General features: G+C 67.4%; 20 protein-coding genes. 11 read left to right on the forward strand and 9 right to left on the reverse strand.

Features of this window, described 5'->3' with window-relative positions:
* Nucleotides 1-129 precede the first annotated feature (129 nt).
* The 5 genes from D5S18_RS18855 to D5S18_RS18875 form a co-directional block, all read right to left on the reverse strand.
* Entirely contained in the window at nt 130-1,371 is a 1,242-nt protein-coding gene (locus D5S18_RS18855; protein WP_120042387.1) for an RNA polymerase sigma factor, read from the reverse strand.
* Nucleotides 1,358-1,708 carry a YciI family protein gene (locus D5S18_RS18860; RefSeq protein ID WP_120042388.1) on the reverse strand — a complete coding sequence of 117 codons (351 nt, stop codon included), beginning with the start codon at nt 1,706-1,708 and terminating at the stop codon, nt 1,358-1,360. The genes D5S18_RS18855 and D5S18_RS18860 overlap by 14 nt, the downstream gene beginning before the upstream one ends.
* Before the next feature lie 164 nt (nt 1,709-1,872).
* Nucleotides 1,873-2,979 carry an SgcJ/EcaC family oxidoreductase gene (locus D5S18_RS18865; RefSeq protein ID WP_120042389.1) on the reverse strand — a complete coding sequence of 369 codons (1,107 nt, stop codon included), beginning with the start codon at nt 2,977-2,979 and terminating at the stop codon, nt 1,873-1,875.
* A gap of 115 nt (nt 2,980-3,094) precedes the next feature.
* Complete coding sequence (locus D5S18_RS18870) at nt 3,095-3,397, reverse strand: hypothetical protein (RefSeq protein ID WP_120042390.1); 303 nt, start codon at nt 3,395-3,397, stop codon at nt 3,095-3,097.
* 152 nt (nt 3,398-3,549) lie between these two features.
* The gene (locus D5S18_RS18875) at nt 3,550-4,386 is read right to left on the reverse strand and encodes an alpha/beta fold hydrolase (RefSeq protein WP_120042391.1); all 837 of its coding nucleotides are present in this window, start codon (nt 4,384-4,386) and stop codon (nt 3,550-3,552) included.
* Nucleotides 4,387-4,551: 165 nt separating this feature from the next.
* Between D5S18_RS18875 and D5S18_RS18880 the strand changes: the two genes are divergently transcribed.
* Nucleotides 4,552-5,388 (forward strand): alpha/beta fold hydrolase, encoded by an 837-nt coding sequence (locus tag D5S18_RS18880; RefSeq protein WP_120042392.1) that lies wholly within the window; start codon nt 4,552-4,554, stop codon nt 5,386-5,388.
* Here D5S18_RS18880 and D5S18_RS18885 read toward each other — a convergent pair.
* Nucleotides 5,375-7,093 (reverse strand): hydroxysqualene dehydroxylase, encoded by a 1,719-nt coding sequence (locus tag D5S18_RS18885; RefSeq protein WP_239003869.1) that lies wholly within the window; start codon nt 7,091-7,093, stop codon nt 5,375-5,377. The two genes, D5S18_RS18880 and D5S18_RS18885, sit on opposite strands and share 14 nt — an antisense overlap.
* 175 nt (nt 7,094-7,268) lie before the next feature.
* On the opposite strand from D5S18_RS18885, the gene D5S18_RS18895 reads away from it, so the two are divergent.
* The 4 genes from D5S18_RS18895 to D5S18_RS18910 all read left to right on the forward strand — a co-directional run bounded on the left by D5S18_RS18895 (nt 7,269) and on the right by D5S18_RS18910 (nt 10,587).
* On the forward strand, nt 7,269-8,114 hold the full coding sequence (locus tag D5S18_RS18895; protein ID WP_120042395.1) for an aminoglycoside adenylyltransferase domain-containing protein: 846 nt from the start codon (nt 7,269-7,271) through the stop codon (nt 8,112-8,114).
* Between the two features lie 5 nt (nt 8,115-8,119).
* A complete protein-coding gene (locus tag D5S18_RS18900; protein WP_120042848.1) occupies nt 8,120-9,382 on the forward strand; it encodes a fatty acid desaturase family protein in 1,263 nt (420 codons plus the stop codon).
* 150 nt (nt 9,383-9,532) lie between these two features.
* Nucleotides 9,533-10,084, forward strand: a complete 552-nt coding sequence (locus D5S18_RS18905; protein ID WP_203236806.1) for a TetR/AcrR family transcriptional regulator — start codon at nt 9,533-9,535, stop codon at nt 10,082-10,084.
* A complete protein-coding gene (locus D5S18_RS18910) occupies nt 10,081-10,587 on the forward strand; it encodes a DUF2867 domain-containing protein (RefSeq protein ID WP_120042397.1) in 507 nt (168 codons plus the stop codon). The genes D5S18_RS18905 and D5S18_RS18910 overlap by 4 nt, the downstream gene beginning before the upstream one ends.
* A 97-nt stretch (nt 10,588-10,684) precedes the next feature.
* Here the strand turns inward: D5S18_RS18910 and D5S18_RS18915 are convergent, their stop codons facing one another.
* The 3 genes from D5S18_RS18915 to D5S18_RS18925 all read right to left on the reverse strand — a co-directional run bounded on the left by D5S18_RS18915 (nt 10,685) and on the right by D5S18_RS18925 (nt 13,467).
* Nucleotides 10,685-11,326, reverse strand: a complete 642-nt coding sequence (locus D5S18_RS18915) for a hypothetical protein (protein ID WP_120042398.1) — start codon at nt 11,324-11,326, stop codon at nt 10,685-10,687.
* A 209-nt stretch (nt 11,327-11,535) separates the two neighbouring features.
* Nucleotides 11,536-12,132: a DUF308 domain-containing protein gene (locus D5S18_RS18920; RefSeq protein WP_120042399.1), complete on the reverse strand. Its 597-nt coding sequence runs from the start codon at nt 12,130-12,132 to the stop codon at nt 11,536-11,538.
* Between the two features lie 57 nt (nt 12,133-12,189).
* Nucleotides 12,190-13,467: a DUF2254 domain-containing protein gene (locus tag D5S18_RS18925; RefSeq protein WP_158607903.1), complete on the reverse strand. Its 1,278-nt coding sequence runs from the start codon at nt 13,465-13,467 to the stop codon at nt 12,190-12,192.
* A 318-nt stretch (nt 13,468-13,785) separates the two neighbouring features.
* On the opposite strand from D5S18_RS18925, the gene D5S18_RS18930 reads away from it, so the two are divergent.
* The 6 genes from D5S18_RS18930 to D5S18_RS18955 all read left to right on the forward strand — a co-directional run bounded on the left by D5S18_RS18930 (nt 13,786) and on the right by D5S18_RS18955 (nt 20,120).
* Complete coding sequence (locus tag D5S18_RS18930; RefSeq protein WP_120042401.1) at nt 13,786-14,355, forward strand: HEAT repeat domain-containing protein; 570 nt, start codon at nt 13,786-13,788, stop codon at nt 14,353-14,355.
* A gap of 147 nt (nt 14,356-14,502) precedes the next feature.
* A complete protein-coding gene (locus tag D5S18_RS18935) occupies nt 14,503-15,606 on the forward strand; it encodes a WD40 repeat domain-containing protein (RefSeq protein ID WP_120042402.1) in 1,104 nt (367 codons plus the stop codon).
* A gap of 107 nt (nt 15,607-15,713) precedes the next feature.
* Nucleotides 15,714-17,219, forward strand: coding sequence for a DUF6301 family protein (locus D5S18_RS18940; protein ID WP_147404014.1), 1,506 nt, complete (start codon nt 15,714-15,716; stop codon nt 17,217-17,219).
* A 76-nt stretch (nt 17,220-17,295) separates the two neighbouring features.
* Nucleotides 17,296-18,897, forward strand: coding sequence for an SMI1/KNR4 family protein (locus D5S18_RS18945; protein WP_120042404.1), 1,602 nt, complete (start codon nt 17,296-17,298; stop codon nt 18,895-18,897).
* A 39-nt stretch (nt 18,898-18,936) separates the two neighbouring features.
* Complete coding sequence (locus D5S18_RS18950) at nt 18,937-19,263, forward strand: hypothetical protein (RefSeq protein ID WP_147404015.1); 327 nt, start codon at nt 18,937-18,939, stop codon at nt 19,261-19,263.
* A complete protein-coding gene (locus D5S18_RS18955) occupies nt 19,260-20,120 on the forward strand; it encodes a phosphotransferase (RefSeq protein ID WP_120042406.1) in 861 nt (286 codons plus the stop codon). Before D5S18_RS18950 ends, D5S18_RS18955 begins: the two co-directional genes overlap by 4 nt.
* Nucleotides 20,121-20,171 lie beyond the last annotated feature (51 nt).

Genomic DNA, 20,171 nt, shown 5'->3' on the forward strand with positions numbered 1-20,171 from the left:
GGTGGCACGGTTTTCTTGGTCGTTAACCTCTCTACCAGGAGTTCCGCTGTTCCGCGTCACGACATACCAACCACCACAGCAAGATCCACTTGCACTGCGCTCATCCGCGCTAACTGCGCGGCATTGGCTCTATAGGTCGTCGCGTTTGCGGGCGAGGAATGCGCGCTCAATGTCGTTGCCCGCAAGCAGAATCGCTTCGTCATAGGCGGCTCGAGCCTGATCCGCGTGGCCGAGTTGGGCGAGGAAGTGGGCGCGGGCGGCAGGCAGATACTCGTATGCCAGGAGCTGTGGGTGCTCGGTGAGACTGTCGAGAGCGGCCAGGGCGGGTGCGGGGCCTTCGGCATAGCCGAGGGCGACGGCGCGGTTGAGCGAGACCACGGGAGAGGGCCAGACCTTGGCCAATTCGTCGTAGAGGCCGACGATCTGGCGCCAGTCGGTGACATCGTGGTCGGCGGCCTCGGCATGCACGGCGGCGATCGCGGCCTGCAGCGCGTACTTTCCGGGGTCGCGCAGCGAGTCCCGTACGAGCGCCAGGCCCTCGACGATCAGTTCGCGGTCCCAGTTGGCACGGTCCTGGTCCGCCAGCGCGACCATCGCGCCGTCGGCGTCGAGTCTGGCGTCCCGGCGAGACTCGGTGAGCAGCAGCAACGCGAGCAGGCCGGAGACCTCGGCGAAGTCGGGGACCAGCCCGCGAAGCATACGGGCCAGATCGATGGCGCGGTCGGTGAGTTCGCGGCGTGCCAGCTCCGCGCCGCAGGGCGCGGTATGCCCGGTGGTGAACAGCAGATGCACGACGGCCAGCACCGCGCTGATCCGTTCGGGCAGCTCGGCGGGCGCGGGCACCCGGTAGGAGATGCGGGCGGTAGCGATCTTCTTCTTGGCCCGAGTGATTCGCGCCGCCATGGTGGCTTCGGAAACCAGGAACGCGCGGGCGACCTCGGCGGTGGACAACCCGCACACCAGGCGCAAAGTGAGCGCGACCTGTGCCTGCGGCGCGAGCGCCGGATGACAGCAGGTGCAGATCAGCCGCAACCGGTCATCGGCGATGCGCGGATCGCCCGCGGCCACGGCTCGCTCGGCGATATCGTCGGCGCGGTCCTCGACAATCAGCAACGGCAACGCCCTGCGTCGCGTGGCGTCGCGCCGCAAGAGATCCAGCGCGCGGTTGCGCGCCACGGTGGTGAGCCAACCACCCGGCCGCGCGGGAACCCCCTCGCGCGCCCAAACCGTCAGCGCCCTGGCGTAGGCATCCTGCACGCACTCTTCGGCCACGTCGATGTCGCGGGTGACGCGCACCGTCGCGGCGAGCACAAAGGCCCACTCGCGCCGATGCGCCTCGGACACCGCGGCGGAGATATCAGCCGACAGCACCGGAAACCGCCCGGATCGGGCGGACCTCCACGCCCCCGGCGGCCATGGGCACCTGCTTGGCCAGCGCGAGCGCCGCGTCCAGGTCCGCCGCCTCGATCAGGTAGTAGCCGCCGAGTTGCTCCTTGGTCTCGGCGAACGGTCCGTCGGTGACCATGAATCCGCCCGCGCCGTCAGGGCGGACGCTGGTCGCCGTGGTGGTGGGTTCGAGCGCGTTACCCCCCTGCAACGCCGAACCATTGGCGGCGATGAAGGCTCGATGTGCCCGACTCACCTCGGCGGCTGGTGGTTCACCGGCCTGTTGTTCGTCCTGGTAGAACAGCAGCAGGTACTGCGTCATGATCCCGTTCCCTTTCTACGGATCGGCCCATCGGACCTCCCGATCAATCCGACGCGCCGGACCGGCGCGAATCGACCGCGGTCGGAATATTCGATTCGCACGCGGTTCATCGTCCCCGACGACACCGCACCTCGCAGGGCGGCGAGGTAGCGGCGCCGGGTTCGCTACCTCGCCGCGACGGGGCTGTTGTGGTAGGCGGCGACCAACCACCTGTCGTCACGCTTCACCAAAACCCAGGTCGCATGGACGAATCGACCGGCAGGCACCTCGGTTTCGCCGGCGAACAAGATGCCTGCCTTGCTGATGGCGATCGCGCAATCCGCACCGAGGAGCCGGATGTCCTGGATCTCGTCGGTCACCGACGAGTTTTCGAGGTAGGTGGCGAAACTCTCCGTCATGCCCAGCCGGATCTCTTCCCTGTTCCGCCGATAGGTCCCCGGCATGATCACGGTGGCTTCTTCGGCGTAGTCCGCGACAAAAGCATCCGCGTCACCGGCTGCCCATGCTTTGTACTGGTCGGCCAAGATCTGCTCGATGGCCGCCGCGTCCTCGGTTCGGGTGATGGTCATGGCATTCCTTTGCATTGTCGGGCCGGCCCAATCATTTCGACCGGCTATCCCACCGACGTGCGACCATCCCCCGAATCGACAATGCTCGTTATCGCCCGCACGCTCGTCCACCCGCATCCGCGCAAGCACCAAACCGGAGATCAGGTAGCTCACCGCATCCGCCAGCACGGCGGCCGCCGAACCCGCCACTTTGATCAGCAGTCCGGCCATCGCCTGTCCGGCGACCTGCGCCACCGACGAGGACTGTTCGAGTCGGGCATTCGCCCGCGTCAACAACTCCGGTGGCACCAGACTAGGCAGAAACGATTGGTGCGCCGCGTCATACAGCACCGAGGCGGCCCCGAAGACGAAGACGACCGCGATGAGCAACCACATCCTCAGCGCATGCGCGTACGCCGCCAACGGAATCAACGCGAGCAGCCCGGCCCGCGAGATATCCGCCGCCACCAGCAGCACCGGTTTGCGCCGATACCGATCGACCAGCACTCCCGCGAACAATCCGAACAGCAAGTACGGCAACCACTGCGCCGCCCGCAGCATCCCCAACTCGAACGCCGAGGCGCCCAGTACAAGCACCGCCAACACCTGTAGCGCCTGCGCCGTGATGTAGGTGCCGAACATCGAGACACTATCGGCGAACCAGAATCGCGCGAACCGCGGCAGCCGCAGCAGCGGAAACCTCTCCCGCACTTCGGCGTCCACCTCGCCTCCCTCGTATCACCCTGCCCATCAGAGTAATTCGATCCGCACGGATTCTTGGGAAGCTTGGTCATAGAACCACTCGGTCGCGTCCCGATGGACGCGACCGAGCCAGGGACTACTGGGCCGACCCGCTGGGCGGCGGCGCGGCCGCCTCCTCCTGCGAGCAGACGTAGAGGTTGTTGTCCACCGTCGCCCAGGTCTCACTGCGACCGATGAACTTGCAGCGGTCGATATCGGACTTGAAGTAGCGGTTCGGATTGCGCGGATCGCACTTGTCGACGGCGGTGATCTTTCCCTGATCCGAGCTGTATTGAACGCAATCCGGCGCCAATTCGCGATCCTGTGCGGCGGCGACGCCCGCGCAGGCCAACAACACCGGCCCCGCGACGAGCAGACCGACGATGGTCCTGTTCAACATGAGAACTCCTCTCGCAGCGACTTTCCCGGCCGCGGCCGGGTCGACCAATAACCCGAGGAGTGTGGCAGCCGCGTGGGCGGCGACGCAAAATTGCCCCCACCCTTGGCTGGCTGCTTGTTGGTGCGTCCGGATCGGGTTGCGCGGCAAGCGCGTCACCGCGGCGACGTGAGCACCTCGCGCAACCTGCGGTGGAAGGCGATCGGATCCTCGGCGAATCCGCCGTGCCCGCCCGGAAAGCGAGTCGGGGTCAGGCCGAGGCCCCCGGTGAGCGCGCGCGAGGTGCGGTCGCACAGTTGCCCTGTCGATGCGTCGCCGATACCCACGAGCAGGCGGGTCGGCGCGGTCCGCAGTCGGTCGAAATCGGGTCGCCAGTCCACGGTGCACGGCATTTCGTGGTGGTAGAAGTACTTCTCGCTCGCCAGTTCGGCCGGGGTGCGGTCCGGTGCGTACATCTGCCGCATCATCTCCTCCGGAATGGCCATTCCGGTCAGCGCCATGAACTTTCGGCCGCCCGCCAACGGACCTTCGGCGTCGTAGGTGGCGATGATCTCCTTGGTCGTCGCCAACTGCTCGGTCCGGTCGTCGAGCAGTTGCAGCAGCGGCGGCTCGTGCGCGATCACGGTGGTGGCGAGGTTCGCGTCGGCCTCGACCAGCGCGAGCGCGGTGACGGCGCCGCCGCTGGAGCCGAGGACGACGGCCGGGCCGAGACGCAGGTGGGTGATGAGGCGGGCCAGGTCGTCGGCGCGGCGCTGCGGGGTGGAGTCCTGCGTGGGATCGGCGACGACGCTGCGCCCGTGCCCGCGCGGATCGAGGGTGAGCACGGTGTGGTCGACCGCCAGCAGGTCCGCCAGGGCGGCGAACGGTTCGGCCGTCATCGGCGCGCCCACCAGCGCGATCAACGGGCCGGATCCGCGCAGTTCGTAGTACAGGCGAGCCCCTGGCACCTCGAGAACGTCGCTCTCGATGGGAGCGGCGGAGGTTTCGGTCATCGGATCTCCTCGTGGAGTGGATTTGACGATGCGTTGTGATGACCGGACGGGCGTCCGGAATTCATCGGTGTGTGCCGCGCACTTGTGAACCTATGATTATTAGGATAGAAACTATCTTGCTTAATCAGGCGTGGAATCGCCTGTCCCCTACCCGGAGTCATCACCATGAGCACGCCAACCCCCGCGCACCTGCGCGTTCCCGGCGCGACCCTCTATCACGAGGTGCGCGGCAGCGGCCCGATCCTGCTGCTCCTCCCCGGCAGCGGCGGCGACGCGGCCGGATTCGACCCGATCGCCGATCGACTGGCCGAGCACTACACCGTCATCGCCACCGAGGCGCGCGGCTACTCGCGCAGCACCCTCGACGGTCCCCCGACCGATCAGCGGATCGACGTCCTCGCCGACGACGCCCTGCGCCTGCTCGAGAACTACACTCCCGCAGGCGAATCCGCCTCGGTCGTGGGCATCAGCGGCGGCGCGGTCGTCGGCCTGGAACTGCTCACCCGCCATCCGGACCGCCTCCGCCGCCTGGTCGCCTTCGAACCGCCCATGTTCGCCGCACTGCCCGACGCCGCGCGGCAGCGCGCCATGATCGAGGAGGTGTACCAACTGTTCCGCACCGAAGGAGTGGCCGCGGCGGGAGCGCGCTTCCTCGAAGCCATCGGCGGCACCATGACCGCACCGCCCGATCCGGCGACGCTGCCGCCCCGCGGCCGCGAGATGCTCGGCCGCTTCCTCGTCAACGCGCCGCTGATGTACGAGCACGAACTGCGCCGGATCACCGGCTACCGACCCGACCGCGCGGCCCTGTCCTCGGCCGCCGACCGTCTCGTGCTCGCCATCGGGCGCGACTCGCGCCCGCACCTGCCCGCGCGACCGGCGCTGACCCTGGCCGCCGACCTCGGTCTGCCGGTCACCGAATTTCCGGGCGGGCACAGCGGAATGCGCGACGCGCCCGCGGACTTCGCCACGACACTGCTCGCAGCGCTCACGACTCCATGAGGTGCGGCTGCCCGGCTCGATAGCGCTCGCGGTCCAGATCCTTGAGCGCGTCGAAGGCGGGCAACTCCCACAGCGGGAATATCGCCGCGCGCGAACCGGAATCGCCCGCGGCGTCCAGGATGGCGTTGGCGGCGCGGCGGCCCGCCTCGTTCGCGCCCTCCATGGTCGCGAGATCGATATTGGTGCGCAGATGATCCCCGCACAGGAACAGGTTGGGGATCTCGGTCGCGGCGTCCGGACGATGCCGGTAGGTGCCCGCGACATTCACCAGAAGCGGTGTGGCATTGGCGATTCCCGCCGCGCCCCAGGTAATGCCGGGATCGAGATGCCAGCCGAGCAGATCCTCGTCCCGGATGATCGGCGCGCCGGAACGATTCAACCCGTCGCGCAACTGCGCCCACACCTCGCGGGCGATCTCCTCGCGCGTGCACTGTTTGGCCGTTTTGCCGAAAAGCGCGCCGGGCGCGTCCCATTCGGAGATGTCCACCGAAAGACATTCGCGCACACGGCCGTCGCCGTATTCGGCGGCGATATCGGCCTCCCACGACCTGGATTGGAAGATTCCGGTGACGGCCCACGGCGAACCCGCGACGGCGATGTGCGCTGCGGGCAACTCCGATGGGCGGGCCAGGTAGTACTGGATGCCGACCATCCAGTCCTCGCGCAGATGCCGCAGTCCTTCGAGCGTGGGCGCGGCGCGCAACAGCGGCGCGTCCAGCAAGGGCATCAGCCGATCCACCGGCAGTGCCGCCACGTACCAGTCGGCCACTGCCGCGTCCCCACCGGTGAGCCGCGCGGACTCTATTCTCCCGGAACGGATTTCGAATCCGCCCAAACCCCGCCCCAGGACGAACTCGACGCCGCGCGCCGACAGGTAGGCCACCCACGGATCGATCCACGCCTCATTGGTGGGCCGATTCAGCACCCGATCCACTCCCCCGGTGATCAGGTTCGAGCGATACTGCGGGATCGCGCCGGTCTGCGCGGTCAGCAGGGCCACCGCGGTCTGCCCGATCGTACGCGCCGAGGCCAGTTCGCTCTTGGCCGCCACGGTCACCCGCACCAGCGCCTGCGCGAGATATCGCCGATAGGCGGGCGACTTCCCTTCGGCGCGAATGAATTCCAGCCAGGACTGATTCTCCCACTGCCCGATCCGCCGCTCCTGACAACTGGTCGCCATGACCGCGAGCCTGCTCAGGAAGAACGTCATCTCCTCGGCCGGGATATCGACGCCGAGTTTCAGCCCGGTGGCGACCGCGTTCTGAAAGTTCCGCACGGTGACCAGCGGATCGTCGGCGACGGCGAAACTCGACAGCGCGCCGGGCACGATCACCGGCGCGTAGCCGGGATCGTCGAAGGCGAGCACCAGGTCGCGCACCACCACCAGGTGGTCGTCGAGCACATTTCCCCCGCGTGCGGTCGGTATGCGACTCATCGTCTCGGGCACATGCTGGTACGTGCCGGGGAAGAAGCGAAACCCGTGCTCTCCCGGCAGGTCTCGCCGACCGCCCGCACCCGTCCCCGGCACCGGGATGCTGCGCGCCTTCCCGCCGAGGAACTCCGGTTCGTAGACCGTGACCCGGAAGCCGCGCTCGATCAACTCGTGCGCGGCCGCCAATCCGGCCATGCCACCACCGAAGATCGCCACGGCACGCTCGGAATCCGTTGCGCGCGCACCGGATCCGAGGGCGGCCGTGGCCGTCAACGCCGCCGCCGTCCCGAGAACGGCCCGCCGGGAGACTACCGAGCTGTCGATGCGCCGAATCTACCTCGCGAACCGAATTTCCCGGCGCGAAACCTCGCTATCCACCGGATAACTGTGCGCTCCAAGGTTTTCCGCCGCTGCCGCCACGGATGGGGATGGACCAGGATACCGGCATATGCACGTTTTCGTTGACATGGTCCTGGACGCGTATCTGGAGTCGGTCGATGCGCAGGCGCCCGGACTGGTCGAAGGTCTCTACCTGGGTGGATCGGTGGCCTTCGACGACTTCCGACCGCGCGCGAGCGATATCGACTTCCTCGCGGTGACCGCGCGACCCCTCGACGGTGCCGAACTGACCGCACTCGCGGACGTGCACGAACGACTACAACGCCGCTTCCGCCGACCCTGCCTCGACGGGGTCTACCTCACCTGGTCCGACCTCGCCGCCGGTCCGACGGCCGCTGCCGAGCGCCCGGTCTGCTACGGCGGCCGCCTCGAATACGAGCGCCCGTCCTCGGTCACTCCGATGCTCTGGCACACCGTCGCCCGCCACGGCATCGCCCGACGCGGACCCGAACCCGGCCGGATCGATATCTGGACCGACTCCGACGCGCTCGTGCGCTGGTGCGCGCGCAATCTCGACGAGTTCTGGGCGCGCGGACTCGACGCCGCGCTCGCCCATCCGCTCGGCCGCCCCGGACTGTGTCTGCTGACCGATATGGGGATCGGCTGGCTGGTCACCGGCATGGCACGACACCATCGGATCATCAGCACCGGTGAGGTCATCTCCAAACAGGACGCCACCAGGCAGGCGCTGCACGCATTTCCGGGTCGATGGCGGCGAATCATCAAGGAGGCGTTGCGCATTCACGCGGGCAGCGCTGGGCGGTCACTGTACAGCGGTCGACTCGCCCGCCGGCGCGACGCTTTGGCCTTCGGCCGCATGATCCTCGAGCGCGCCCACCACACCGGAGAAAGTCGAACTCCGCGCACGCTGATGACCGGCCGACGGGACGGGTGAATTCGGTGGCCATCACGGATATTCGCGCCTTCTCCCACCTCAACGAATTCGAGATCGAGGCATTCGGCCGCGAACTCGACCAGATCCGCACCGATATCGAACGGTCGCTCGGCGCGCGCGACGCCGACTACATCCGCCGCGTCATCCGGACCCAGCGCGGAGTCGAGATCGCCGCACGACTCGTCCTCGGGGTAGCGCGCCGCCGAGCACCACGCCTGGCCGGCACCCTCCTGCTCGCGACGGCCAAGATCCTCGAGATGATGGAACTGGGCCACAACATCACCCACGGCCAATGGGATTGGATGAACGACCCCGAAATCCACTCCACCACTTGGGAATGGGATTTCGCAGGCCCCTCCGCGCACTGGAAGCACGCCCACAACTACGTCCACCACACCTACACCAATGTGTACGGCATGGACGACGACCTCGGCTTCGTCATCCTGCGCACCACCCGCGACGAACCGTGGCGGCCGATACATTTGGCGCAACCCGTGGTGGGCCTGATCCTGGCCGCGAGTTTCGAATGGGCCATCGCCGTGCACGACTGGTCCGCCGAACGCCGCCACCTGGGCATCCCCCGCACCCAATTGCGCTCGAAACCGACCGGGGAATTGGTCGGCAAATTCACCCGCCAGATCGGCAAGGACCTCCTGCTCTACCCGGCGCTGAGCGGCCGGCGATTCCGAAAGACGCTGGCGGCCAACGCCTCCGCCCTGCTGCTGCGCAACCTGTGGTCCTACCTGGTGATCATGTGTGGTCACTTCCCCGACGGCGCGGAGAAGTTCACCACCGAACACCTGCGGGCGGAGACCCGCGCCGAATGGTATCTGCGGCAGCTGCTCGGCTCCGCGAATTTCACCGCAGGTCCGACGATGGCACTGATGAGCGGCAACCTCTGCTACCAGATCGAACACCACCTGTTCCCGGATCTCCCCAGCAACCGCCTCCCCGAGATCGCCACCCGCGTCCGCGCCCTCTGCGACAAATACGACCTCCCCTACACCACCGCCCCGCTGCTCACCCAGTTCGCCCTCACCTACCGCACCATCTGCAAACTCGCCCTCCCCGACCACCTCCTCCAGCGCACCTCCGACGACGCCCCCGAAACCCGCTCCGAACGAAAGTTCCTGGGAGCCGACCCAACCCCCGGTGGTCTGCGCACCGCCCTCGCGGCCGGTCGAAAGCGGCGCACGCTCTTTCGTGTGCTCGGCTCGCAGAACCGCCGGACAGATCCGTCCGGCGCGGGCGACAATTCGCGGCCCTGACGCGCGAGCGCGCTCCTCGCCCGGAGTTCCGCGAGCGGATGTCCGGCGCCAGGTCTTCGACCAGAGGTATCCGTGAGGCGGATCACCGATCTCCATGCCATACTGTTTGGTATGGTGGCTCCATACCAAACAGTATGGCATGGAGGAATCGTGGCGAGTAGACGCGATTGGCTGGACGCGGGGCTGGAGATCCTGTGCGACCTGGGCGCACCGGGACTGACGATCGACCAGTTGACCGGAAGGCTCGGGCTGAGCAAAGGGTCGTTCTATCACCACTTTCAGGGGATCGGCGAGTTCAAGACGGCGCTGCTGGCACACTTCGAGGCGGAGCGGACGACCCGATATATCGACCTGGTCGCCGCAGAACCCGACCTGCCCGCGGCGGCCAAACTGCGGCGCACGCTCGAGGTGATCCTCACCGACGGCAACTCCCCCGATGTGGAGGTCGCCGTGCGCGCCTGGGCACTGCAGGATCCGCAGGCACGCGCCGTTCAGGAACGGGTGGACCGCACCAGAATCGACTACGTCGGCGCCCTCTGCCGCGAAATGACCGGCAGCGCGGCGGAATCCGAGGAGATCGCCCGAATGCTCTACGTGGTGATCGTCGGATCGCGCCAGATCGTCCCACCCGTCGACATTCCCGAGCTGCGCCGCATGTGCGAGCTGACCCTCGGGCTCGCTACCACCGGGAGTATCCGATGACCGAAACGTTGAATGTGCCGGAGTTGCGGGACCTGCTCACCGGCGCCGACCACGTCGATATCAAGACCGCCGAGGCCGACCTGACGCTCGACGAATTCCTCGCGGGGATGGTCGGCGGCGACCAAGGTCCCCTGCTGCGCCTGCTCTTCCGGGCCAGAGGTGTCCTGGCCCGCGCGCTGCGCCTGCAGCATCAGAACATTCCGTTCGAATCGAAGGTGCGCCCCGACGAGATCTCCTACACCCCCGGCACGAAGATCTGGATTTTCACCGTCGTCGACGGTGAACCCGACCGCTTCCTCCTGATGGAGGCCGCCGACACCCACCTCAGCGGCTGCCTGGCCGTGACCGTCGAACCGGGCCGCACCGCCCGCCACCGCTTCCAGGTCGCGACCATCGTGGCATACCGCCATTGGACCGGTCCGCTGTACTTCAACCTGATCCGCCCCTTCCATCACCTGGTAGTGGCGGCGATGGTCCGGCGGGCCGCGCGCTACACGCCGTAGGCCGTCAAACCCGTTGCGCGAGCGCCCCTTCCATTCGACGCCCGCCGGGCCGGATACGGCAGGCGGCGCGCGGACCGTGGCCGTGGATCCCTGGCTCTCAGATCGAATCGATGGCCGCCAGTCGGATCTGCCGATCCACCGCCAACTCGACCAGGAATCCGTCCGACGGGAAGGCCGCCACCGCGATCTCCCCGGCCCGCAACCGATTCCCGGCGAAGGAGCGCTGCCCGACAATGATCGACTCCGCCCGCGCGAACTCGAGCGCGGGCGGATCGGTCAGCGGCTCACCCGTGAGATCGGTGGCGGTGCCCGGCACCGGCCGGGCCGTGACGATCTGATCGAAACTGGGCCTGCGCGCGATCCGATGCGCCAGATACAGCCTGCCCGCCTGTCCGAAGCACAGGTGGGTCGCGACCGGATCCGGCGGCGCGTCCAGCGCGGCGAAATACACGACCGTCCGCACTCGCGCCTCGACCTCGCAGGCGATCGGCAGCCCGCCGCGCATCAGCGTGCCCCGGAATCGAGTGCGCGGCCGCGCCGCGCGCGGATCGAGTTCGGACAGCGTGAACAATTCCGGCAGGAAGGTGTGCGCGTCGCGACCGAAGGCACGATCATCGGCCAAGGCGCGGGTTCCGCGCTCGTCGAGGGCGACCTCGAGCAGGATCTGGAAATCGTGCGGGGCGCGGAACGCGGGCCGATGCGCCAGATAGCAGACCGTGCCGGAACCGAAGACCGTCATGGCACGCTCGCCGAATCTCTCGCGTCGTTCCCCTGCCCCCCGAACGCAACCCCGGTGTCGGATATGCAGGCCGTTCATCGGAGACTCCTTTCCTCCGTAGCTGCCTGTCACACCAGGATGCGCCCGAAACGGGCGGGTGCCGCGAGTGCCGCACTACTCGATTCGGGCAGATCGGGCTACTCGCCGAAAAACGGTCGCGACGGGCTCTTTCATTGCGCGGGACGCCGCCACGGCAGCATGGCGCCCGGCATGCCGACCCCGTCGCGGGCGGCGGTCATCGCCAACACCTCGAGCGCGCCGAGCACGATCATGCATACCCCCGCCACCAGCCCCAATTGCGTCAATGAATCGACCTCGAGCAGGATCACCGCGATACCCAGGGCCATGGTGAACAATCCGAACAGCTCGTGTTTGCCCGCCCGCGGAATATTCTCCGACCAGGCGGCCACGGTGGCATGACCGATACCACGGGTGAGCCAGCCCAACCCCAACCAGATATCCAGCAGCAGCACCGAATTCACCTCGCGCAGGCACAGCACCGACATGGCCGCCGACAGCACGCCGCTGGCGAACACCTCGATCCGCAGCGGCCAGGCGATGCGCGCCACCGCGCCGACGATCATCTGCACGGTGCCGCTGAGCAGCAGATACAGGCCGGTGAGCAGTTCGGCGATGGCGACGGACTTATTCGGCCACGCCGCGAAGATCACCCCGAGGGCGATGGAGCAGACACCCGTCACCAGGATGGCCTGTCGTGCGCCCGCACCCAGCGCGGGCACGGTTGTGTCCTCCTCGTCAGCGGGCATAGCTACATCGTATGGCCGGATCACGCCAATAGCCTGTGATTTGCTGCTCATCGCGCCTCACGCGGCGGGACCGCCCAGACCCTGCCAATCGGGACGGCCGGCGTTGGCGCGGTCGAGTGCGGTGCGAAAATTGGCCGGAATGTCGGCTTCGAGCGCGGCCAGTCGCTCCGCCACCGAGGGCAGGCGCGCCGCCGGGCACAGCCGCAGCAGATCCGAATACAGTGCGCGCAATCGCCGCACCACCTGAAGCGAAGACGCGCCGTAGTAACGGATTTCATCCACCGCGAGCGCCAGATAGTCGACCCAATCGGAGTTGCGCAGCACCAACCGCACCACCTCGTTCTCATCGCGCACCACGGTGACCCCGAGATCGCGGCCCGCCAGATCCAGCAGCAGCGCGCCGATATGGTCGAGCGCCTGGGTGGCAGTCGTCGGATCATTGATCGCCGGGGACAGCGCCTTGATCGCCATATCGACCATCACCCGCAGCGCGAACGCCGGATCGGCGTCCACCACCCGCTCGATACCGAACACCACGTGCCGCCGCAGTCGGCGCGCATCGATATCGGAACCGCCGTGCACCGCGAACAGCGGCGCATCCGGCAGCACGTAGTCGCCGATGGCGGGCAGCAGCGTGATCCGCACCCCGGCGGCCGCCGCCAACGCGGCGACCGGCTCGGTATCGATACCCAACAGCACCCCGCCGCGACCGACGCAGCGGATCACCCGATCCGGATTATCGGCATCGGGTGCCGGATCGCGCTGCGTGCCGAACGGATCCGGATGCACATGCGCGGCCGTGCGCATCCCGACCCGACCCACGTAGTCGAGCGATTTCACCAATCGCAGGAAGTTCACCACCCTGGTCAGCAGCGCGAAGAACAGCACGACACTGGCCAGCGCCAACCCCACCGCCACGATCGACGACAGCACCGGCTGGTAGTCCTCGACCCGCGCGCCGAGCCGCACCGAGATCAGCAGCGAATAGGTGAAGGTCGCCATGAAGGTGCCCAGCGCGGCCCCCAGCACCCAGTCCTGGGTGAGCCGCGGAGCCCACCGCGCCGACATCGACGCCGTGCCGAACTGGATCACCAGCAACACCACGCTGAAGACGAAACCGGAGAACGTGATCGTGCCCGAAGCCACCGAGGACAGCACCGTCGCCATCACCCCGGCGTCGAAAGTGCCCAGGACCGGCACCCGCGCGAACTCCTCCGCCAGCGCCCGATCCAACGCGGGCACCGCCCAGGCCAGCAACAAGGCCCCCGCCACGATCGCGGCCGGAATCCGCCACACCCGCCGATGTCGGTACTGCCATCGCACCCTGTTGATCACACCGCACCCTTGTCGCTCGACCGTTGCTGAAACATTGCCCACGTTAGCCGGTCAGGGCGCGCAGCGGCGAAACACCGCACACCGCAGCGCAAGTCGCAGGTGGCCAGAAGTTCGATGGCGACGTTCGGGTGCGGTGGCGCGGGGAGTTGCGCCCGCGCGACTCCCGCCGGTCGGGTTTGCCTCGAAATACCCTGTGCGGCAGGGAGTTTTTCATTCCTGGATGGACCATCCCGCTCCGAACGGGCAGAATCGCCGAACGGCCCGTGACTACGCGTTCCACCACCGTCCGCACACCTCGATAAAGGAGCTCCCTTGACCATGTCCGTGCGATTCGTACCCCACACAGCGCTCGCGCGAGAAGAGGTCGAAAAGCTTGCGGAACAGTTCGATTGGGAGCTCTACTCGACGAAGGCGATCGCCGGGAACTCCCCTTCTCAGCAGATCTGGCTGACACCCGACCGCGGTGCGGCCGTGTACTGGATCGAGGACGATCTACTCCAAGTCGACTACATCATGATCGCGGGTCCGGACCGGGGATCGACCGTCGAACTCGTTCGCGAGCGAATCGGCGTGCACGACAACGCAACCATGGCGGAGTTGTTCGACAGCACCCGCGACGGCGTCGCCGTCATGAATGCGCTGCGCATGCTCTGCGTGCACTGCTCCGGCCCCTTCGATCCGGAGATGTTCGCGCTGTTCCGTTGGGCGATGAACGATCCGGAGCCGCTCGTCCGTCGGATCGCCGTCTTCTGCGCGGGCCGGGTCGACTGGGAGGAGTTGGATCCCCTGTTCGCCTTCCTCCAGGAGCACGACCCGGAAGAGGAGGTCCGCGACGAGGCGCGCAGGACCATCGCCGAGCGCAACCGCGTGGAGAGTGCGAAAGCCTGAAACTGTCTACGGCCCCGGATGCCCGGTGATCAGGTCGGGTAGGGGCCGGTCCCCGACCGCGACCAGGCCGCCGAACTCGAACGCCTGCCGGTAGGGTCGACCCCTCAACGAATATTGGCTTCTGCCAACAACAATGGAGGTTTGCGGATGCGGCTCGGTACCCTGCGCGACGTAGAGCACGGCCTGCCACCAGAGCTACGCCTCGATGAGGAAGCAGGCGAGGGTTTCGCCTATTTCTTCAATGGCGCCACCGCAGTGGCCTGCCCGCCGGATCTGCACTGGCTGGTAGTGTGCGCCGCTGCGGAGGCCCATCACAACGGCGGGGATATCGTGGTGTGGGGCACCAGCACCGAGGTCGGTTCCACGATGTTGCAGGACGGCGGCGACTTCTTCGACGACGCATTCGATGTGCAGCTGTCCCCCGACAGCGGCGTTGCGGCCGCCTGGAAGGAAGGTGTGCTGTATGCCTGGCGTGTGCCCGAGGGCAAACCGCTGTGGCAGGCGGAGATCGGCACCACCAGGGACCCTTTCGAGTATGACGATGACGATGACTCGGATGTCGAACCGGAGGACGAGCTCGCCCGGATCGGGTTCAGTGGAGACGGCCGCAGGATCGCGGCGAGTTCGGTGGTCGATGGCGTGCACGTCATCGACGCCGCCACCGGTGCGGTCGTATTCGCCTCCGGCGCCGGATCTTTCGGCCCCGTAGCGCTCGATCACCACGGCGAACGGCTGGCGCACGCGGCATCATCGGGCGAAATCATTGTGCGCGAAGTGAATTCCGGTGCGATCGTGCTCCGATACGACACGGGGCTGGCGGTGGTGAACGCGCTGACCTACGCGCCGGATGGAGCCGGTCTACTTGTGGCAGGCGGCCGCCGACCAGGTGAATCCGTTGGGGCGACAGCGACTGTCGAAGCAGCACCGACGGCCATCGTGCTCGATATCGGCGGCGATGCGGTGATCGGCGCGCGGCAGATACAGCCGGTCGGGCTGCCCGCTTCGATATCCGCGGCGTCGGTGGTCGCGGCAGGCTGCACTCGGGTGATCTGGGCCGACCACGGGCCGATGATCTTCGCGGCGAGCGATCACGGCGCCGCGCTGTTCGATGGCGACGGCCGTATCCTTTGGACAGGGCCATCACTGACGATCGGCAACTTCACCGCCGACGGACGGACCCTCGTCCTCATCAACCAGTCAGTCGACCTCGACGCGACCATCGACGCAATTCTCATCGACGACCTGCGCTGATCCACCTGCCTTGCGTGACCAGGTGCGGATTCGATGCCGAGGCGTTGAATCCGCACGCGTGACCGGCCGGCGCTCAGCGGTCGGTGTGCGCGGTTATGGTGGCCGGCGTGGATGAGTTGCGGGTGGATGTCGCGGGTGTGGTCGCGATGGTCGAGGCGGTGGTGGAGTTCGAGTGGACCTGGGCGGTGGCCGATGTCGACCGGCTCTGCGGGTACCTGGGGTGGGAGGAGCCTGGTCGGTTCGGGCGCACTGAGACACAGTGGTGGTCGCGCACCGATCTGGCGGTGGAGGATTCGGTCGCGACCTTCCGGATCGTGGGTGACCGGTTGGACGCGGTAACTGTCTCGGTCAGCGAGAGTGGCTATGGTAGTTCGGAATTCGGTGCGTCTGCGGTTGCCGAGCTGGCTATCGCGTTGGAGCAGATCTGGGATGAGCCGACCGACGAATGGATTTCGGCCCGCCACGGCCCCGGATGGCATTTCGGGAATGTGGCTGTCGGGATATGCCACGGTGCCACGATCGAGGTGATGGTGGTCAACCCGCTCCAACACGACTACTTCTCCGAACTGCGGCGTTGGCGTGGGGATCTCGCACAAAGGATCGATGCGCCGGATTCGCGGTTTCCCGAGGTGGTTTCCGAGCTGGTCCGCGCGGACTTCGGTGCCTGGTCGCGGGAGACGGTCCAGGCGGTGTGCGAGGGCTTCTCCTGCGCGGCACCGAAGGTCACCGAGACGACCGACGCCGCGCGCGAATCGTTCGGCTACGGCGAGGTCGGAGCACTGACCTTGACCACACAATTGTCCGAACCGGCGGCGGACACCGTATTCCGCGCGGCGCTGGCCCGCTGCCGGGCCGCGCTGGGCGACCCGGACCTGATCGGCGGCGGTCAGGGAGGGTTCGTCACATGGGTAGGACCGGAACACCTCGCGGTGATGACCCGCGAAAAGTACCGCCAGGGGCGTGGACTCGACCTACGCGCGGACGTCACGATCGAATTGTGTCTCAAACCGACGGTGCCGACCCTGCGCAGCCTGGCCGAAGGCAGTGAGTCGGAAGACATGTGGGAGGAGCAGGATGCAATCAGTCGCGAGTCGAACTACGACAGTAGTCACGGTGACGTTGTGCTCGTTGAGCGCTGGCATTACCGGCCCGACCCCGACCGTTCACTACCGCCCCGGCTGGCGAATGCGGCAACGCCCATATGGGCCGCGGACGACATGAACGAACTTGCGCACAACCTGCACCTGCTGTTCGAGTCGTTCGCCGACGACCTCCGGAACCTCCCCGACATCCCCGAAATCGGCTGGGCGATCGGCATCTACGACGAGCCGGGGCCGCTCGCGCACGGCTGGTTCACCGCGATCTCGTGCGATATGGACACATTCGACAGCAAGGGGAGCCATGCCCGGCCACTCCTGCCCGAAGGCGCCGACGGTCGGGCCATAGTCGCCGAGACCCTCGCTGCCCTGCACGCCAGAGGCAGCGTGTCGCCGAGGGAACTGTGGTGCGAGGCATGGGTTCCCGGACACCCGAACACCCTCACGGGCATCCGTTTCGGACTCCGCGGCGACCGCCCCCCACCCTGGGAACGAGGCCCGGCCGAAACGCACTGAGCCGTTCCCATCGTTGGGAGTCCGGTCTTGTGGGTGGCTAGGGTGGCCGCGACGCGTTTACGGCGAAGGGGGCTATGTGGCCGGGTTGATCGAACAGGCCGAGAAGCTGGCGCGAGAGTTCGCGGCGCGCGGCGCGACTGCGGGAACGTTGGAGATGCACCACAACACGGTGGGCGGCTGCGGCGCACGAGCGCACGGCTCGATCGGCGCGCTGATGCTGCTGCGAGGGTGGCCTGATACCGCAGCGATCTCGGCGGCGGTGCGTGCTGAACTGGGCGTGCACACCAACGCGGACGACATGGTGCAGATGCGGCTGCGAGTGCGGGGCGACAGCTACGAGTTCCAGTACCGCTGCCAGTCGCGGCATCACTGGAACGAATTCGGGTGGGAGTCCGCTCGACAGGTGATCCGTGACCCCGCTTACCGATATCCCGGCCATGCTATTCCGGCCCCGGTCACCGACGCCGCCCTCGACGACCAGCCCACCGATCCGGAGTTGGTCGCCACCGTGACCGACCTGGTTCGCGAGTACGTGGAACTGCGCACTCGGCAAGAGGGCCACGCGCCGCGGCTGGGCACCGGGAACACCGAAGGGGAGATCGCCGCAGCCGAGGCGCGGATCGGTTTCCGGCTGCCGGAGGATCTGCGTGCGCTCTATCGGGTAGTGGGCTATGAGGGCGACGACCGGGGTTTGCTGACGTTCACCGCGCTGCTGCCATTGGCTACCGTCGCCGCGGCCCACCTCAACGACGACGCCGAGACGGCGGATCTCGATTACGGTGCGGGCACCGTCGGAGCCTGGAGCGACTCGCTGTTCGCCACCAGCGGTCGCATTGTGCTCGAATCCTGGCCCCATGGCGTGGTGCGCCGAATCTCGCGCAGCCCGAAATGGGTGATCATCGGCACCAGCGATCGCGATGTGACCGCCGTCGATCTCGACCCTGGTCCAATCGGCTTGTCCGGGCAGGTGATCACGTTCGAACCCGATGGGTACGGCTCCGCCTCCCGACAGGACGACTCGGTTCTCGCAGTGCTGCGGCGGACAGTCCAGTCCCTGCGCATGGGCGAGCCGGCGTTCGAGTACTACGACGCCGACCATCCGTTGAGTCACGCGCTCCTGCGCGGTGTGGGTGAATCGGTCGCGGAGCTTCCCGGTGCGATCGCCGTGCAGGGGCTCACGGTCAACGGCCGTGACTCGTTCGATGCCGCGGAACTGGCGGCGCTGCCCCTGCTTCGGGAGCTGCGAGTGCGCGGTGTCGGATCGGTGCGGTTGTCCGTGCCGCACACGGTTCCGCTGGAACAACTGGACCTCACCGCGCCGCGCATCGACGTGGAGCCGCTGGTGGGTCACCCGACCCTGTGGGACCTGACCCTCGCCGGAGCGACCGAACCGGTGCGCATCGGCCCGTTGGCGACACTGCCGTCACTGCAACGCCTGGACATCTCGGAGATCGAGGTCTCGGACCTCGAGGCGGTCGCCGCGCTGCCAACCTTACGGGTGTTGGTGGCCACCAATCGGCAGTGGCAGCTACTGCGCGACCGGGACGCGATGCCCGCCGGACTGGCCGCGGCGGAGCTGGTGGGCGACGCCGCTTTCGACGACGAAATCACCTGGGCCGCAGGTCTCGGCGTCGACCCCATCACCGCTTCACTGCCGGTCGTGCGCGGCACGCTCTGACGATGCTCTCGCAGTAGGCATTTCGGCGAGCGCGGAGGCGTGCAGCATCGTGTACCCCGCACGGGCAGCATGATCGGCGCGGTCGCTGCCGACGCCGAGGCGATGGCGCGATTCGGTGAGCTGGTCCGCCGCGTCTGGGCGCGATGGCCGCCGACCACGACCAGGTCGGGCCGATTTCGCCTGTACACCGCCATCATGTACTGGCAGGTGCTCGGCCATATTGCGGCCGGGCGGGTACCCGACCCGCACTACTACCAGAAGGCGGTCGCCGCGCTCACCCACGCCTGGACCGCACCGCAGGCCGCGCCCGGCCTGATCGACCGGCTGACCGAGATCATCACCGCCACCACGGGAGAACACCGATGACCCACGCACCCCTCGACCCCACCGCCGCCCGTCTGGCCGCAGACCTCGGCGTGGACGTGACAATCGACCGGATCCTGCGGGCGACCGACAAGTCATTGCTGGTCGAGGGCGACTATCGGGGCCGACGCGCGGTGATCAAAGCCTGCCGCACCGACGAACCGTTCTGGCGCGACAAGATCACCCACGAGATCGGCATCTACCGGGCCTTCACCGCGTGTCCACCGCCGGTACGGGTGCCCGAACTGATCCACGCCGAGACCGGAGTCATGGTGCTCGAGTACATCCCCGGCCAGGTAGTGGATACCGAGCGATACCCCACCCGCCCCCTCGACCCGACCGCGCTGAACACGATACTTACCACTGTCGTTAATTTCGGAACATGGAACCCGCCACCGAAAACTCTTGCGCCCGTATTCGATTACCCCGACCGGGTGCGGCGATACCACCGCGCCGGGTTCTTCGACGACCACGACCGCGCGGCGCTGCACCGGCTGATCGACGCGGCCGGGCCGTTCGACGCGGTCGCCCACGGTGACCCACTGCCGGGGAACCTGCTGCTGGCCGCCCCCGGCGACTGCGTCCCGCTCGATTTCGAGTTCACCGGACTGTTCGCCGCGGGATTCGACCTAGCGATGCTGCACACACTCCTGGGAGCCACCCCGGGCTTGCAGGCCGGTATCGAGGCGATCGTGGCCCGATCGGGCATCGAAGCCCCGTTCCTGCTCAACCAAGCAGTGGTGCTCTCGCGTGAGGTGCGCGTGCATACCGAACTCGCGGCAGGCGAGTTCCGTGAGCGCAGGCTGGCGCTGCTGCGCCCGCAATGGAACGCGATGCTCGACCAACTCCACGATCGGTAGAACCGCCATGCACATCGCCATTGTCCACCGCGACCTGCACTCGATCGGGCG

Source organism: Nocardia panacis, from assembly GCF_003598715.1.
Taxonomy (GTDB): Bacteria; Actinomycetota; Actinomycetes; order Mycobacteriales; family Mycobacteriaceae; genus Nocardia; species Nocardia panacis.